The sequence below is a fragment of the Enterobacter sp. FB genome (genome assembly GCF_000805795.1).
Classification (GTDB): domain Bacteria; phylum Pseudomonadota; class Gammaproteobacteria; order Enterobacterales; family Enterobacteriaceae; genus Enterobacter; species Enterobacter roggenkampii.
The window spans coordinates 325,232-341,019 of the sequence record NZ_JSZC01000006.1; the positions used below are offsets into that span (position 1 = coordinate 325,232).

At 56.0% G+C, this 15,788-nt stretch carries 15 protein-coding genes; 5 read left to right on the forward strand and 10 right to left on the reverse strand.

Annotated features, from left to right (window positions below; genetic code table 11):
• The 8 genes from ruvX to metK form a co-directional block, all read right to left on the reverse strand.
• The gene (gene ruvX / locus PI91_RS03995; RefSeq protein ID WP_021242076.1) at nt 1-417 is read right to left on the reverse strand and encodes a Holliday junction resolvase RuvX; all 417 of its coding nucleotides are present in this window, start codon (nt 415-417) and stop codon (nt 1-3) included.
• Nucleotides 417-977, reverse strand: a complete 561-nt coding sequence (locus PI91_RS04000) for a YqgE/AlgH family protein (RefSeq protein WP_008499752.1) — start codon at nt 975-977, stop codon at nt 417-419. The genes ruvX and PI91_RS04000 overlap by 1 nt, the downstream gene beginning before the upstream one ends.
• An 82-nt stretch (nt 978-1,059) precedes the next feature.
• Nucleotides 1,060-2,007 (reverse strand): glutathione synthase, encoded by a 948-nt coding sequence (gene gshB / locus PI91_RS04005; protein ID WP_008499751.1) that lies wholly within the window; start codon nt 2,005-2,007, stop codon nt 1,060-1,062.
• Between the two features lie 19 nt (nt 2,008-2,026).
• The gene (rsmE, locus tag PI91_RS04010; protein ID WP_021242075.1) at nt 2,027-2,758 is read right to left on the reverse strand and encodes a 16S rRNA (uracil(1498)-N(3))-methyltransferase; all 732 of its coding nucleotides are present in this window, start codon (nt 2,756-2,758) and stop codon (nt 2,027-2,029) included.
• Between the two features lie 51 nt (nt 2,759-2,809).
• A complete protein-coding gene (gene endA, locus PI91_RS04015; protein WP_021242074.1) occupies nt 2,810-3,517 on the reverse strand; it encodes a deoxyribonuclease I in 708 nt (235 codons plus the stop codon).
• Nucleotides 3,518-3,611: 94 nt separating this feature from the next.
• Nucleotides 3,612-4,109 (reverse strand): SprT family zinc-dependent metalloprotease, encoded by a 498-nt coding sequence (locus PI91_RS04020; RefSeq protein ID WP_039265483.1) that lies wholly within the window; start codon nt 4,107-4,109, stop codon nt 3,612-3,614.
• Nucleotides 4,110-4,167: 58 nt separating this feature from the next.
• A complete protein-coding gene (galP, locus tag PI91_RS04025) occupies nt 4,168-5,565 on the reverse strand; it encodes a galactose/proton symporter (RefSeq protein WP_008499747.1) in 1,398 nt (465 codons plus the stop codon).
• A 441-nt stretch (nt 5,566-6,006) separates the two neighbouring features.
• Nucleotides 6,007-7,161, reverse strand: coding sequence for a methionine adenosyltransferase (gene metK, locus PI91_RS04030; protein WP_032664347.1), 1,155 nt, complete (start codon nt 7,159-7,161; stop codon nt 6,007-6,009).
• Nucleotides 7,162-7,299: 138 nt separating this feature from the next.
• Here metK and PI91_RS24130 point away from each other — a divergent pair, with 138 nt between their 5' ends.
• The 4 genes from PI91_RS24130 to speB all read left to right on the forward strand — a co-directional run bounded on the left by PI91_RS24130 (nt 7,300) and on the right by speB (nt 11,092).
• Nucleotides 7,300-7,470, forward strand: a complete 171-nt coding sequence (locus PI91_RS24130) for a hypothetical protein (RefSeq protein ID WP_045335271.1) — start codon at nt 7,300-7,302, stop codon at nt 7,468-7,470.
• Nucleotides 7,471-7,824: 354 nt separating this feature from the next.
• A complete protein-coding gene (gene yqgB, locus PI91_RS24465; protein WP_127312443.1) occupies nt 7,825-7,956 on the forward strand; it encodes an acid stress response protein YqgB in 132 nt (43 codons plus the stop codon).
• An 8-nt stretch (nt 7,957-7,964) separates the two neighbouring features.
• A complete protein-coding gene (speA, locus tag PI91_RS04035) occupies nt 7,965-9,941 on the forward strand; it encodes a biosynthetic arginine decarboxylase (protein WP_008499744.1) in 1,977 nt (658 codons plus the stop codon).
• 230 nt (nt 9,942-10,171) lie between these two features.
• Nucleotides 10,172-11,092: an agmatinase gene (speB, locus tag PI91_RS04040; protein ID WP_008499737.1), complete on the forward strand. Its 921-nt coding sequence runs from the start codon at nt 10,172-10,174 to the stop codon at nt 11,090-11,092.
• A gap of 50 nt (nt 11,093-11,142) precedes the next feature.
• On the opposite strand, the gene PI91_RS04045 is transcribed toward speB, so the two are convergent.
• Nucleotides 11,143-12,411: an OprD family outer membrane porin gene (locus tag PI91_RS04045; RefSeq protein WP_039265484.1), complete on the reverse strand. Its 1,269-nt coding sequence runs from the start codon at nt 12,409-12,411 to the stop codon at nt 11,143-11,145.
• 209 nt (nt 12,412-12,620) lie between these two features.
• Nucleotides 12,621-13,379: a M48 family metallopeptidase gene (locus tag PI91_RS04050; RefSeq protein WP_021242066.1), complete on the reverse strand. Its 759-nt coding sequence runs from the start codon at nt 13,377-13,379 to the stop codon at nt 12,621-12,623.
• A 272-nt stretch (nt 13,380-13,651) separates the two neighbouring features.
• On the opposite strand from PI91_RS04050, the gene tkt reads away from it, so the two are divergent.
• Nucleotides 13,652-15,643 (forward strand): transketolase, encoded by a 1,992-nt coding sequence (gene tkt, locus PI91_RS04055; RefSeq protein WP_039265485.1) that lies wholly within the window; start codon nt 13,652-13,654, stop codon nt 15,641-15,643.
• The last annotated feature ends 145 nt before the right edge of the window (nt 15,644-15,788 follow it).

A 15,788-nucleotide genomic window follows, 5' to 3' on the forward strand; every position in this document is an offset into this window, starting at 1 on the left:
TTAAAAGCCCTGCTCGAAATAGCTTTCGAGGATGATGACGGCAGAAGCGGAGTCCACGCTGCCTTTGTTCAGCGCCCGGAAGCCGCCGTGCTCAAACAGACCCGCACGCGCTTCGACGGTGCTGAGACGCTCGTCGTGCAGCTTCACGGAGACGCCAAAGCGACCATGGATTTTATTGGCGAACTTACGCGCCCGGGCGGTCAGCGGCTGTTCGGTACCGTCCATGTTGAGCGGTAATCCGACAATCACGTCATCCGGCTGCCACTCTTTGAGCAGACGCTCAATGAGATTCCAGTCCGGCGTACCGTCGTTGGCCTTCAGGGCGGTAAGCGGACGCGCGGTACCGGTGATGCGCTGCCCCACGGCGACGCCAATGCTTTTGGTGCCAAAATCGAAGGCCAGAAGCGTTCCGCTCATCAGGCGTGCCCCGCTACGCCAGGCATGGTCAGAATATCAATACCAATCAGCTTCGCCGCATCGCGCCAGCGATCGGCAATCGGCGTTTTAAACAGGATATTCATGTCCGCAGGGGCGGTGAGCCAGGCGTTATCGAGGATCTCCTGCTCAAGCTGGCCTTTCTCCCACGACGAATAGCCCAGCGCCACCAGCACTTCAGAAGGCTGCTCTGCGGTGCCCAGCGTTTCGAGCACGTCACGTGAGGTGGTGATGACGGTGTTATCCGAAATTCGAATACTGGAAGAGAACACCGGCGGCGTATGCAGGATAAAGCCGCGATCTTCTGCAAGAGGTCCACCCAGCATCACGGGCTTATCAAGCCGGATCTCCGGCAGTCGCGCTTCAGCCGGGATTTTCAGCTTGTCCAGAATCCCTTCAACCTGAAGATTTTCCAGCGGTTTATTAATGATAATACCCATCGCGCCGTCTTCATTGTATTCACAAATATAAACCACGGCGCGGCGAAAAATCGGGTCCTGGAGAGCAGGCATGGCAATAAGAAAGTGATGCTGTAAATTCATTGTCAGAGGTACTGTTTCCTGGTTTAAAAAGCGACAGCGACCAGTATGCGGAGAAAGCCGGGCGCTGTCACTCATTGGTGGGTTATTTCTGCAGGCGTTTTTCGATGGCGTCCATCAGCATTCCGGTGATCGAGACCGGGAATTCCGCTTCAATTTCACGAATGCAGGTCGGGCTGGTGACGTTCACTTCGGTCAGACGATCGCCGATGATATCCAGTCCGACGAAGATCAGGCCTTTGGCTTTCAGCGTTGGGCCAACGCGGCGGGCAATTTCCCAGTCGCTTTCGGTCAACGGGCGCGGCTCACCGCGACCGCCGGCCGCCAGGTTACCACGGGTTTCGCCACCCTGCGGGATACGCGCCAGGCAGTAAGGGACCGGTTCGCCATCCACCACCAGCACGCGTTTATCGCCGTCCTTGATCGCCGGAATATAGTTCTGTGCCATGCAGTAACGGGTGCCCAGTTCGGTCAGGGTTTCGGCAATCACGCCAATGTTCGGGTCACCTTCTTTCACGCGGAAAATCGACGCGCCGCCCATCCCGTCCAGCGGCTTCATGATGATATCGCCGTGCTTCTGCCAGAATGCCTTCAACTGCGCTTTGCTGCGGGTCACCAGGGTTTCCGGCGTCAGGTCAGAGAACCAGGCGGTGTAGAGCTTCTCGTTGCAGTCGCGCAGGCTCTGCGGCTTGTTGACGATCAGCGTCCCTTTCTCTTCTGCACGTTCAAGGATATAGGTGCAGTAGATGTACTCGGTGTCGAACGGCGGATCTTTACGCATCAGAATGACGTTGAGATCGGCCAGCGCAATGTCCTGCTCTGTGCCAAATTCATACCATTTGTCGTAGTTCTGCTCGACGTTAACGATGCGGGTGCGGGCGCGGGCTTCACCGTTGATCAGGTAAAGATCGTTCATCTCCATATAGTGGAGTTCATAGCCGCGACGCTGCGCTTCCAGCAGCATGGCGAAGCTGGAATCTTTCTTGATGTTGATGTTTGCGATGGGGTCCATCACGATGCCGAGCTTGATCATCTTTCTCTCCAATAATGCGTCAACCCAGATCGCCAAACCGTACCTGTAGCGCGGTAATGGCCGTGAGTGCCGTTGTCTCAGTGCGCAGAACGCGAGGTCCCAACAGAATATCAGTAAACTGGTAACGTGCCGTCATCGCAATTTCGTCCGCCGACAGGCCGCCTTCAGGCCCAATCAGCAGGCGAACGCGCTCAACGGGCAGCGGCAGCGTATTGATGCTGGCGCTGGCGCGCGGATGAAGATTGAGCTTCAGCCCACTGTCCTCTTCTGCACACCACTCCTCCAGATCCATCGCCGGGCGGATCTCCGGAATACGGTTGCGGCCACTCTGTTCGCAAGCCGCGATGGCAATTTTCTGCCACTGCTGGATCTTTTTGTTCAGACGTTCCGCATCCAGTTTAACGCCACAGCGCTCAGAAAAAAGTGGCGTAATGAGGCTTACACCCAGTTCAATGGATTTCTGAATCGTGAACTCCATTTTCTCGCCGCGCGACATCACCTGGCCCAGATGGATATGCAGCGGTGATTCCCGGTCATCCACTTCACCGCGCAGGACGTTCACGTGTACGCTTTTTTTATCCGCCCGCGTGATTTCCGCGTCGAAAACCTGGTTAGAGCCGTCGAACAATTGTATTGCCTGGCCGGCGCCCATGCGCAGCACGCGGCCAACGTGGTTGGCGGCGTCATCAGACAGGGCGATTTCACGGCCTGCGGTAATCAGTTCAGGATGGTAAATGCGGGGAATGCGCATAGTCAGAAATTCCATGTGTCATGCGATATAAGCGAATTGCCGTAGTGTAGGTTAGCTCTTTTGCGCCTGGCAAGCCCGCTGGACGTAAGGGTTGTGATTCCCCTGGACTCTGGCGATACGCTCGTCGCGCTGGCATTCCCACTCCGTCACCGGGTATTGCTTGTCCCAGGCGTTGAACAACTGGGTCTGCTGGCGGGAGAGGTTGAGATCGTAACGGTCACGCATATAGAAATAGGTGCGGGCAATGCTGCCGCGCGCGCGGGCAGGGGGCTCGGCGACTTTCTCTTTAAAATCAATCTTCATACCGCACTGGCCGTACTGACCTTCGCCACCGTTCCACTGGCTGTACATGAAGTTGCCGCGATCGCCGTTCACTTCGCCCACCGCGGGCTGCAGGTTATGCATGTCGCTTTCCATCTGGCGGTATACCGGATCTTTGGCGCAGTTTTTACGTCCGCCATCTTGCCAGCACTGGCGCTGGTGGCCAAACTGCCATGCCGGAACGACATGTTCCCATTCAATACGGCTGGCGCGGTTTTCGTTTTTACGCACCTTGTAGCCGCAGGACTCAAGGTCTACGACCCCTTTTTTACCCTGCCAGTTAATTTTACAGCCGCAGTAGAAATCGCCCGGTACGTCAGCGTTGACCTTTACACCGGCCGCTTTGGCCTGAGAGAAACTGTTGATACCGTCGGCCAGGGCGTGGCCTGAGAGCGCCGTCGTCAGAAAGGCGACCGCGAGAGAAAAATTACGGGACATCTTACACTCCGTGTCAAAACGAGCCCGCAACGTAACGAATGTTGTTCCTGTATGCAATCAGTCAGATCAGGAAAGTTCCTGAACGTTCAGATAATTATTCCGCCACCAGCGGCTCGCCGCATTTCACGCAGCGGTAGGTTGCCTCGCCGCGCACCACGCGATTATGGCGGCGGACGGTAAGCTGATGTTGCTGACACAGGCAGCGGTAGGGGAAGGTATTGCGACGCACCGATTCCAGCTCGAACTGATGGGTTCTGCGCGCCGGAACGCCGAGCACCGCTTCCATCATCCACTTCCACTCCTTGCCGTGGGGGGCGACGCGTCCGAAGTGTTTCCACACCAGCAGGTGCGCCAGCTCGTGCGGCACCACCTCATCAATAAACGCCTGCTGGTTTTCCATCATCAGAACCGGGTTCAGGCGGATCTCATAGGATTCCAGCCAGGCGGTACCGGCCGAGGTGCCACGCTGCTGGTAGACGAGTTTGGGTTCAGGGTAATTGCGACCAAGCTTCAGGTTCGCCTGGGCGAGTTTTTCCCGCAGGCTGCGCATAACGGCTTGCTGAATGGCGATGGGGAGACGGGGAGCTTTCATAGGGGCAGAGCATAAAGCGGGAAGCGGGGAGGCGCAAGAGGCGCCTCCCGCAAGAGGATCAGTCGTGAGCGCCGATTTCGCGCAGCGGGCGACCTTTCATCAGGTTACGTTCAATATGTTCCAGAGACACGTGTTTGGTTTCTGGAACCAGCCAGATGGTCAGCACAATAAAGAAGATGTTCAGACCGGCGTAGACCCAGAAGGTATTGGCATTGCCCAAGGTATTGAGCATGGTCAGGAACGTTGCGCCGACGATCATGTTGGCAATCCAGTTGGTTGCGGTAGAGCAGGTGATACCAAAATCACGTCCTTTCAGCGGCTGGATCTCAGAGCACAGCACCCAGATCAGCGGCCCGGCGCTCATCGCAAACCCGACGATAAACATCAGCAGCATGCCTACCGCAAAGTACTGGGCGGTTGGGGAGTGAATGCCCACATGCATCATGGTACCGAGGACGCCCATACCGGCCGCCATCACCAGGAAGCCCAGCGTCAGGGTTGGCTTACGTCCCCAGCGGTCCACCAGACCGATGGCGATAAAGGTCGCCAGCACGTTGGTCAGACCCACGATGACGGTCCCCCACATCTGCTCGGTGGTGTTGGTGTAACCCGCCAGCTCAAAGATTTTGGGCGCGTAGTACATGATGACGTTCATCCCGGTGAACTGCTGCATCACCTGGAGCAGCACGCCGAGGAACACCGCCCGGCGGAAGTTGCTGTTCTCTTTAAACAGCGCCCAGCCGGACTGTTTGACCTTCAGGCTTTCGCGGATCTCTTCCAGCTCGTTTTTCGCTTCCGCGCTGGTATCGCGCAGGCGCATCAGCACGCGTTCGGCATCGTGGAAGCGACGTTTTGCAGCAAACCAGCGCGGGCTGTCCGGCAGGAAGAAGACGCCAATCAGCAGCAGAACCGCAGGGATGATGATCACGCCGAGCATCCACCGCCATGCGCCGCTGTAGCTAAACGCGGTATCGGAAAGGTACGCGCCCAGGATACCGATGGTGATCATGAGCTGGTACATCGAAATCATACTGCCGCGGATTTTCTCCGGCGCGATTTCCGACAGATACAGTGGGGCGGTATAGGACGCCACGCCCACGGCCAGACCGAGCAGCACGCGGGAAACCAGCAGAACCTCAACGTTAGGTGCAGCAGCAGAGAAAAGTGAGCCGGCCACGAACAGGATCGCGCCAATCATCAGGCTCTTTTTACGTCCGAGTTTGAAGGAGAGCCAGCCGCTGCCGACGGCCCCAACGGCCGCACCGAACATCATGGAGCTGACCACCCATTCCTGGGTGTGAGCGCTAATCTGGAACTCGTCAGTGATGAAAGGTAATGCACCGGCAATCACGCCGATATCCAGGCCAAAAAGTAATCCTGCCAGGGCGGCGAGGAAACAGACGAAGAATGTCATCGCCTTGTTGGACGTACGCCCCTGTTTTTTATTGTCAGGCATTATGCCCTCCAGTTGGGTTATCAGTTTTATTGATGGTAAGGGTAGGTGAGCGACCCGTAAAAATATGTGAGATTAATCACATTGGTGTAATCGGTTACACTCGTGTGCAACCGTAAATAAAATTAAAGCTTTGAAAATATAGAGGTAAATGAAGTGAGGCGCATCGCGAAAGGAGATATTTCAGACTTAACTGAAAGGGAATGTAACAGCAGAAGAATGGCGATCATGCAAAGAGAATATTCTGAAAGCGGAGAGCTGCCGGTGCGGTGTAATCGGTTCCAAAGGGTACACCTTTCAGCCGGGTGGCGGCTGCGCCTTACCCGGCCTACAAATGCCCAAAACCCGTAGGCCCGTGCAAGCGAAGCGCCGCCGGGCAAGGATGATCGCACAAATGCAAAAGGCCAGCCCGAAGGCTGGCCTTTTAAAAGCGATGACAGTCGATTACTTCAGACCGGCAGCTTCACGCAGCAGGGCGGCTTTGTCGGTTTTTTCCCATGGGAAATGTTCACGACCAAAGTGACCGTATGCAGCGGTTTCTTTGTAGATTGGGTGCAGCAGATCCAGCATCTGAATCAGGCCGTATGGGCGCAGGTCGAAGAACTCGCGCACCAGCAGGGTCAGCTGTTCTGAAGGCACTTTCTCGGTACCAAAGGTTTCCACCATGATGGAGGTGGGTTCAGCCACGCCGATAGCGTAGGAAACCTGAATCTCACAGCGGTCAGCCAGGCCGGCAGCCACGATGTTTTTCGCCACATAACGTGCCGCGTACGCTGCAGAACGGTCCACTTTTGATGGATCTTTACCGGAGAATGCACCGCCACCGTGACGCGCCATGCCGCCGTAGGTATCAACGATGATTTTACGACCGGTCAGGCCGCAGTCACCCATTGGGCCGCCGATAACAAAGCGTCCGGTTGGGTTGATAAAGAATTTGGTGGCGCTGCTCAGCCATTCGGTTGGCAGAACCGGCTTGATGATCTCTTCCATCACTGCTTCCTGCAGGGATTTCTGATCGATCTCTTCGGCATGCTGGGTAGACAGAACCACCGCGTCAATACCGACAATTTTACCGTCGTCGTACTGGAAGGTGACCTGGCTCTTCGCATCCGGGCGCAGCCACGGCAGGGTGCCGTTTTTACGCACTTCAGCCTGACGCTGCACCAGACGGTGTGCGTAGGTGACCGGCGCTGGCATCAGCACGTCGGTTTCGTTGGTTGCATAGCCGAACATCAGGCCCTGGTCGCCCGCGCCCTGTTCCAGCGGATCGGCACGGTCAACGCCCTGGTTGATGTCTGGAGACTGTTTGCCAATTGCGCTCAGTACCGCGCAGGAGTTGGCATCAAAGCCCATATCAGAATGCACATAACCGATCTCACGCACCGTGTTACGGGTGATCTCTTCGATATCAACCCATGCGCTGGTGGTGATCTCACCGCCAACCAGAACCATGCCGGTTTTGACATAGGTTTCACACGCGACGCGTGCTTTTGGATCCTGCGCGAGGATCGCATCCAGCACCGCATCGGAGATTTGGTCAGCAATTTTATCAGGATGTCCTTCTGATACGGACTCGGACGTAAACAGGTGTTTTGCCATGTTTTATTTCACCTAAGAGGAATTTGGTTAGCTCAAGCTGCTGTGTGGAATAGCCAAAGGAGATAATTCTACCAAGGCCTGCAGGTTTTTGACACTGGCAGTATGAGTGTTAATCAGTATAGATGGATTAACATCTGGATGGCTATTTTAGGTCACTTCTTCACCCGATTTCCAGTTTTTTTTGACTCATCTCTCACTCAGTTGAAATTGCTGCTGGCAAAAATTCCTGACGGTGCTGGCAACACGCGCATTTTTGTTTTGCTTTTTAGCCCCCTTCTCGGTATAAAACGCGGCGCGCGGCTCATATAAAATAAGCGCTCGATGAACTCATCGTGTCGCCACTTCCAGCCGGGTAAAGCAGTGAACTTTTAGCTTTGGCTTGGGGTCCGTTTCAGCAGAGGCGGCCGTGGAGGTGATACGAGATAATGAACCATCGTTTTCCGCTAATTCAGCGTAGCCGTTCTGGCGCGCATTTGATTCCCGCAACCCGCATTTCTAGTCTGCAAACCTGCCGATGTTATACCCATCTCGGCGCTTCTCAGGATTCCAGGGCCGGTCACGCTTTGTGAAAACTGAACAAGGGCGCTCTTGTTAATACAAGAGTTTTCTCGTGGTTTCGCCGAACCTTGTCATACAGAGTTCGGATACGTGTTTTACAATGATATGAATAAGAAACCGGTCGCACGGTCTGGATTTCAGCATACTCTGCTGGGAAACGGAGCCGTTTATGGGTTGTTATCGCCGTATAACGCTGCGATAGTAGTCAACTGTTTTACACTTAATACAAAGAGTTGAGGTTCGCTATGTCTGACGACATGTCTTCTTTTTCGCCTTCGTCAGCGGGCGAACAGGGTGTACTACGTTCTATGCAGGAGGTTGCGATGAGCTCCGAGGAAGCCAGCAAGATGCTGCGCACTTACAATATTGCCTGGTGGGGCAATAACTACTACGACGTCAACGAACTGGGCCACATCAGCGTCTGCCCGGATCCGGACGTCCCTGAAGCGCGCGTGGATCTCGCCAAACTGGTGAAAGCCCGTGAGGCTCAGGGCCAGCGTTTGCCTGCACTGTTCTGCTTCCCGCAGATCCTGCAACATCGCCTGCGTTCGATTAACGCCGCGTTCAAACGCGCGCGTGAATCCTACGGCTATAAAGGCGACTACTTCCTGGTTTACCCGATCAAGGTAAACCAGCACCGCCGCGTGATTGAATCGCTGATCCACTCCGGCGAGCCGCTGGGGCTGGAGGCGGGTTCCAAAGCCGAACTGATGGCCGTGCTGGCGCATGCGGGGATGACCCGTTCAGTGATCGTCTGTAACGGCTATAAAGACCGTGAATACATTCGTCTGGCGCTGATTGGCGAGAAGATGGGCCACAAGGTCTATCTGGTTATCGAGAAGATGACTGAAATCGCCATCGTGCTGGAAGAAGCCGAGCGTCTGAACGTGGTGCCGCGCCTTGGCGTGCGTGCGCGTCTGGCGTCGCAGGGTTCCGGAAAATGGCAGTCCTCCGGCGGTGAAAAATCCAAGTTCGGCCTGGCGGCCAACCAGGTGCTGCAGCTGGTAGAAATTCTGCGCGAGCGTGGTCGTCTGGACAGCATTCAGCTGCTGCACTTCCACCTCGGCTCGCAGATGGCCAACATTCGTGATATCGCCACCGGCGTGCGAGAGTCGGCGCGTTTCTACGTTGAGCTGCACAAGCTTGGCGTGAATATTCAGTGCTTCGACGTGGGCGGCGGCCTGGGCGTGGACTATGAAGGGACCCGCTCACAATCTGATTGTTCCGTGAACTATGGCCTGAACGAATACGCGAACAACATCATCTGGGCGATCGGCGACGCCTGTGAAGAGAACGGCCTGCCGCACCCGACGGTGATTACCGAATCCGGTCGCGCGGTGACCGCGCACCATACGGTGCTGGTCTCTAACATTATCGGCGTTGAGCGCAGCGAAACCACCGAAGCGACGCCGCCGGCAGACGATGCCCCGCGTTCCCTGCAAAGCATGTGGGAAACCTGGCAGGAGATGCACGAGCCGGGTACGCGTCGTTCCCTGCGCGAATGGCTGCACGACAGCCAGATGGATCTGCACGACATTCACGTCGGCTACTCTTCAGGCACCTTCAGCCTGCAGGAGCGCGCGTGGGCAGAGCAGCTCTATTTGAATATGTGCCATGAAGTGCAGAAGCAGCTCGACCCGAGCAACCGCGCCCACCGTCCGATAATCGACGAGCTGCAGGAGCGTATGGCGGATAAGATTTACGTCAACTTCTCGCTGTTCCAGTCGATGCCGGATGCCTGGGGTATCGATCAGCTGTTCCCGGTTCTGCCGCTGGAAGGATTGAATCACGCCCCGGAACGTCGCGCGGTGCTGCTGGACATCACCTGCGACTCTGACGGCGCCATCGACCACTACGTGGACGGCGACGGTATCGCCACGACGATGCCAATGCCGGAATACGACCCGGAGAACCCGCCAATGCTGGGCTTCTTTATGGTCGGCGCGTATCAGGAGATCCTCGGCAACATGCACAACCTGTTCGGCGATACCGAGGCGGTCGACGTGTTTGTCTTCCCTGACGGCAGCGTGGAAGTTGAGCTGTCTGACGAAGGGGATACCGTGGCGGACATGCTGGAATACGTTCAGCTGGATCCGAAAACCCTGCTCACGCAGTTCCGCGACCAGGTGAAAAACACCGGGCTGGACGATGCGCTGCAGCAGCAGTTCCTGGAAGAGTTTGAAGCGGGTCTGTACGGTTATACGTACCTGGAAGACGAATAGTCGCTGATGCCCGGTGGCGCTGCGCTTACCGGGCCTACGAATGTAGGCCGGATAAGGCGAGGCCGCCATCCGGCAGAATGCTATACTCTCTTGAACCCGTGTGCATTACCGGCGATAATTCGCCTCAATTAGCGATTTACGAATCAATCCCTTCCTCGTCGGGTTTAACGACGCGGAGGGGATTTTTTTTCATCTGTTTTTAATGTATCGACTTTAAAAGAGGTCAGGACATGAGCACTTTAGGTCATCAGTACGATAACTCTCTGGTATCTAACGCGTTTGGTTTTTTACGCCTTCCGATGAACTTCCAGCCGTACGACAGTGACGCGGACTGGGTGATCACCGGCGTGCCGTTCGACATGGCAACGTCAGGCCGTGCGGGTGGGCGTCATGGCCCGGCGGCGATCCGTCAGGTTTCCACTAACCTGGCCTGGGAGCACAACCGTTTCCCGTGGAACTTCGACATGCGCGAGCGCCTGAACGTGGTGGACTGCGGTGACCTGGTGTATGCCTTTGGTGATGCGCGTGAGATGAGCGAAAAGCTGCAGGCCCACGCCGAGAAGTTGCTGGCTGCCGGTAAGCGCATGCTCTCCTTCGGCGGCGACCACTTCGTGACCCTGCCGCTGCTGCGTGCCCACGCGAAGCACTTCGGTAAAATGGCGCTGGTACACTTTGATGCGCATACCGACACCTACGCGAACGGCTGTGAGTTTGACCACGGCACCATGTTCTTTACCGCGCCGAACGAAGGTCTGATCGACCCGAATCATTCCGTGCAGATCGGTATTCGCACTGAGTTCGACAAAGATAACGGCTTCACCGTGCTGGATGCAGGTCAGGTTAACGACCGCGGCGTGGATGACATCCTCGCGCAGGTGAAGCAGATCGTGGGTGATATGCCTGTGTATCTGACCTTCGACATTGACTGCCTGGATCCGGCATTTGCACCGGGTACAGGTACCCCGGTAATCGGCGGCCTGACCTCAGACCGCGCCATCAAGCTGGTGCGCGGCCTGAAGGATCTCAACATTGTCGGGATGGACGTGGTGGAAGTGGCGCCTGCGTACGACCAGTCCGAGATCACTGCGCTGGCCGCAGCGACCCTGGCACTGGAAATGCTCTACATCCAGGCAGCCAAAAAAGGCGAATAAGCCTCTTCTGGCGTAAAAAAACCTCTCCCTGGAGAGGTTTTTTATTGCCTTTAGAACACGTTAAACGGGTATTCCACGTAAGCGCGGATCTCGTCCCCGCCCACGTTATAGTCGCTGGCGTTGCTGGAGACGCGCAACACGGAATAGCGCAGTTTCAGTTTCAGATCCTTCGCCGGGCCATCCTGCACCTGGTACTGGATCTGGTTAAACCACTCGTGCTCTTTGCCGTTGCTGGTTTCCGCGGTTTTGATGTTGTCCCCGCGCACGTAGGCGGTGGTCCAGCTCAGACCCGGCAGGCCAAGGCCGCCAAAGTCCAGACCGTAGGATGCCTGCCAGGAACGTTCATCTTCGCCGTTAAAATCAGACCAGTAGGAGTTTGCCAGCCAGATGGTGTTACCGCCATCACCCACGCCGCCCTGATCGCGGTAGCCGCCGTAGTTGTAGCCGGTGCTGCCGCTGCTCTGCTGGTACGCCACTTTGAACGTGTGAATATCCCAGATGTAGCTCGCCGCCAGGCTCCAGATAGCGTTGCTGCGGCCCGTATCGAGGCTGTCCGCGTAACTCTGGTCGAGACGGGAGTTATAGCCGTTGAAGTCGAGCACCAGCTGCTGCCCGGTGCTGAACGGCTGTTTGAAGTTCAGGCCCAGATACTGCTTGTTCATCACCTCTTCATTGTGAGAGGCGTAAAACGCGCCGCTGAACTGATCGTTGAACTGATAGCTCGCGCCGCCGAAGGAGAGGCTCTTCAGCCCGCTGTCGTGGCGGTCGTCACTTTTACGCTGCTCGTCGGTGAAATAACCGGCGTTAATTTCCAGACCGTCGATCTCTTTTGAGGTCAGCATGGTGCCGGTGTAGCTTTCAAAGAGCAGGCGAGAGCTGTCGGCATTGACGATGGGCAGCTCAGGACGCTGATTCCCGTAGCTCAGTACGGTATTCGAGATGCGCATTTTGGCGGTTGCGCCAAACTTTGCCAGATCGGATTTTGCCCGGCCGTCGTCTTCCTGCTTAAAGAAGTCGATGCCGCCTGCGCCGCTCTTGCCGCGACCGCCGTCCAGGCGCACGCCGTATTGAGCAATACCGTCCACACCAAAGCCCACCAGCCCTTCGGTATAGCCGGATGCAAACGTGGCGATGATCCCCTGACCCCATTCGGCTTTGTCCTGCTGGCCCTGATGATAATCACGGCTGATGTACGCATTGCGTAAAAACAGGTCCAGATGGCTGTCGTCAATAAAACCCTGGCTGCCGGATTGCTGGCTTGCAGCGGCAGGTAATGCGGAAAATAAACTTAAAGCAATTAATGATAATTCTTTTTTCACGGAGGGAACGTCTCTGTCTGGATATATTAATTGAATAACTGCAGGGGTGATAATTACCGGAAAAAGTGACCTTTGCAATAATTATGTGACCAGACGTTTCAATGTGACAGGGCAGATTTGGCGGGGCTTTCAGAGGTGTTATCGATACGTGCTGTTAAGTTAACATTTCATGCGAAATAAAAAGGAGGCAAAACTGCCTCCTTCTGAAATTATTTAATTCCGTCTGCGGCCATACGGTCGCGAATATGCTGTGCGCGCTCTTCTGAGGCAGGGTGATCGTCAAACATAGAGCTTTGACGTCCTGCTTCCAGTTTGGCCAGTTTTTCAAAGCTGGTGGCTAAACCGGATGGATTAATGCCGCGTTTGCGCAACAGATCGTAGGAGTAGTCATCCGCTTCGGACTCCTGACGCTGGGAGAACTGGGAGTTCACCAGTTTTTCACCCACGTCGCCAAGCTGTGACTGGGACAGGCTGCCAACGATACCGCCTGCTGAGGCCGCCGCTGCGCGGATGGCATTGGTGCCTAAGGCAACCTGCATCCCTTTCTTCACGTGGCCCAGCGCAACGTGGCCCATTTCATGGCCGATGACCGCTTCCACTTCGTTGTCGGTCATCATATCCATCAGGCCGCTGTAAACGCGGATACAGCCGTTCGCCATCGCGAAGGCGTTGACGTCTTTCGCCATGTAAACCTTGTAGTTCACCGGCTGGCCGTTGATGTTATCGCCCAGCGCGGAAGCAATCTTATTCAGACGCTGCGTGTAGGTACTGTTAGCCGGCGCAAGCGTGGCTTTTCCGTCCATATCTTTACAGGCCTGGTCGCTCAGCGCTTTTACCTGCGCATCGCTCAGGGAATAGGCCTGAAAGGCCTCTGCGCCTGAGGTCATCAGGCCGTTAGAATCCATATTCTGACAGCCGCTCAGCAGGAGCGTTGTACCCAGGGCCAGCACTATTGCACGCATTTTCATGAGGTTGCTTCCGTACTCGTTAATCTGAATAAAATCCGAAAAGTGCACCGTCAGCGAAGCCGGTGTCGGGCTAAGTATAAGGAATATCTACAGGGCCGGGCGAGCAGATTGCGCAACATGCGAGCATGATCCAGAGATTTCTTAAGCTGCAAAAGAATGGTCCATGTACATGGCATGCCGCTTGGGTTACATTGTTGGCACTTTTTTCCGGCGTAGCCCAAAACGCGCTGTCGTCAAGGGCATGGCCTTTAACAGTCCGATCTGGAGTTAAAATGTCCTCACGTAAAGAGCTTGCTAATGCTATTCGTGCGCTGAGCATGGACGCAGTACAGAAAGCCAAATCCGGCCACCCAGGGGCCCCTATGGGTATGGCTGATATCGCCGAAGTCCTGTGGCGCGATTTCCTGAACCACAACCCGCAGAACCCGTCATGGGCTGACCGCGACCGTTTCGTACTGTCTAACGGCCACGGCTCTATGCTGATCTATAGCCTGCTGCACCTCACCGGCTACGATCTGCCTATCGAAGAGCTGAAAAACTTCCGTCAGCTGCACTCCAAAACTCCAGGTCACCCGGAAGTGGGCTACACCGCTGGCGTAGAAACCACCACCGGCCCGCTGGGTCAGGGTATTGCTAACGCTGTGGGTATGGCGATCGCTGAGAAGACCCTGGCGGCGCAGTTCAACCGTCCTGGCCACGACATCGTTGACCACTTCACCTACGCGTTCATGGGCGACGGCTGCATGATGGAAGGCATTTCTCACGAAGTGTGCTCCCTGGCAGGTACCCTGAAGCTGGGTAAACTGGTTGCGTTCTATGACGACAACGGTATCTCCATCGACGGTCACGTTGAAGGCTGGTTCACTGACGACACCGCTAAACGTTTCGAAGCTTACGGCTGGCACGTTGTGCGTGGCGTTGATGGTCACGATGCTGACTCGATTAAACGTGCAGTAGAAGAAGCGCGCGCTGTGACGGACAAACCGTCCCTGCTGATGTGCAAAACCATCATCGGCTTCGGTTCCCCGAACAAAGCGGGTACGCACGACTCCCACGGCGCGCCGCTGGGCGACGCGGAAATTGCACTGACCCGCGAAGCGCTGGGCTGGAAATACCCTGCATTCGAAATCCCATCTGAGATCTATGCTCAGTGGGATGCAAAAGAAGTAGGCCAGGCGAAAGAAGCGGCGTGGAACGAGAAGTTTGCGGCTTACGCGAAAGCCTTCCCACAGGAAGCGGCTGAATTCACCCGTCGTATGAAAGGTGACATGCCGTCTGACTTCGACGCGAAAGCGAACGAGTTCATCGCTAAGCTGCAGGCGAACCCGTCTAAAATTGCGAGCCGTAAAGCGTCTCAGAATGCCATTGAAGCGTTTGGTCCTCTGCTGCCTGAGTTCCTCGGCGGCTCCGCTGACCTGGCGCCATCTAACCTGACCCTGTGGTCCGGTTCTAAGCCAATCAACGAAGACACTGCCGGTAACTACATCCATTACGGTGTACGTGAATTCGGTATGACTGCGATTGCCAACGGTATCTCCCTGCACGGTGGTTTCCTGCCGTACACCTCTACCTTCCTGATGTTCGTTGAATATGCGCGTAACGCCGTGCGTATGGCGGCGCTGATGAAACAGCGTCAGGTGATGGTTTACACCCACGACTCCATCGGTCTGGGCGAAGACGGTCCAACTCACCAGCCGGTAGAGCAGGTGGCTTCCCTGCGCGTGACCCCGAACATGAGCACATGGCGTCCGTGTGACCAGGTTGAATCCGCGGTAGCGTGGAAATACGGCGTTGAGCGTCAGGACGGTCCTACCGCGCTGATCCTCTCCCGTCAGAACCTGGCACAGCAGGAGCGTACGCCAGAGCAGCTGGCGAACATCGCTCGCGGTGGTTACGTGCTGAAAGATTGCGCGGGCCAGCCAGAGCTGATCTTCATCGCTACCGGTTCTGAAGTTGAGCTGGCTGTTGCCGCATGGGAAAAACTGACTGCCGAAGGCGTGAAGGCGCGCGTGGTCTCCATGCCGTCTACCGACGCGTTCGACAAGCAGGATGCCGCTTACCGTGAATCCGTACTGCCTAAAGCGGTTTCCGCTCGCGTGGCAGTGGAAGCGGGTATCGCTGACTACTGGTTCAAATACGTGGGCCTGAACGGCGCTATCGTCGGCATGACCACCTTCGGTGAGTCTGCGCCGGCAGAGCAACTGTTCGAAGAGTTCGGCTTCACCGTTGAGAACGTTGTCGCTAAAGCGAAAGAACTGCTGTAATCGCCGTTTTGCCCGGTGGCGCTACGCTTACCGGGTCTACAAATGGCTCGAAAGTAGGCCGGGTAAGCGCTAGCGCGCCACCCGGCTTTTTTTGCGTCATTATTCCACCGAAAATGTGACGCAAGTCATATAGCTCGCTTATTCA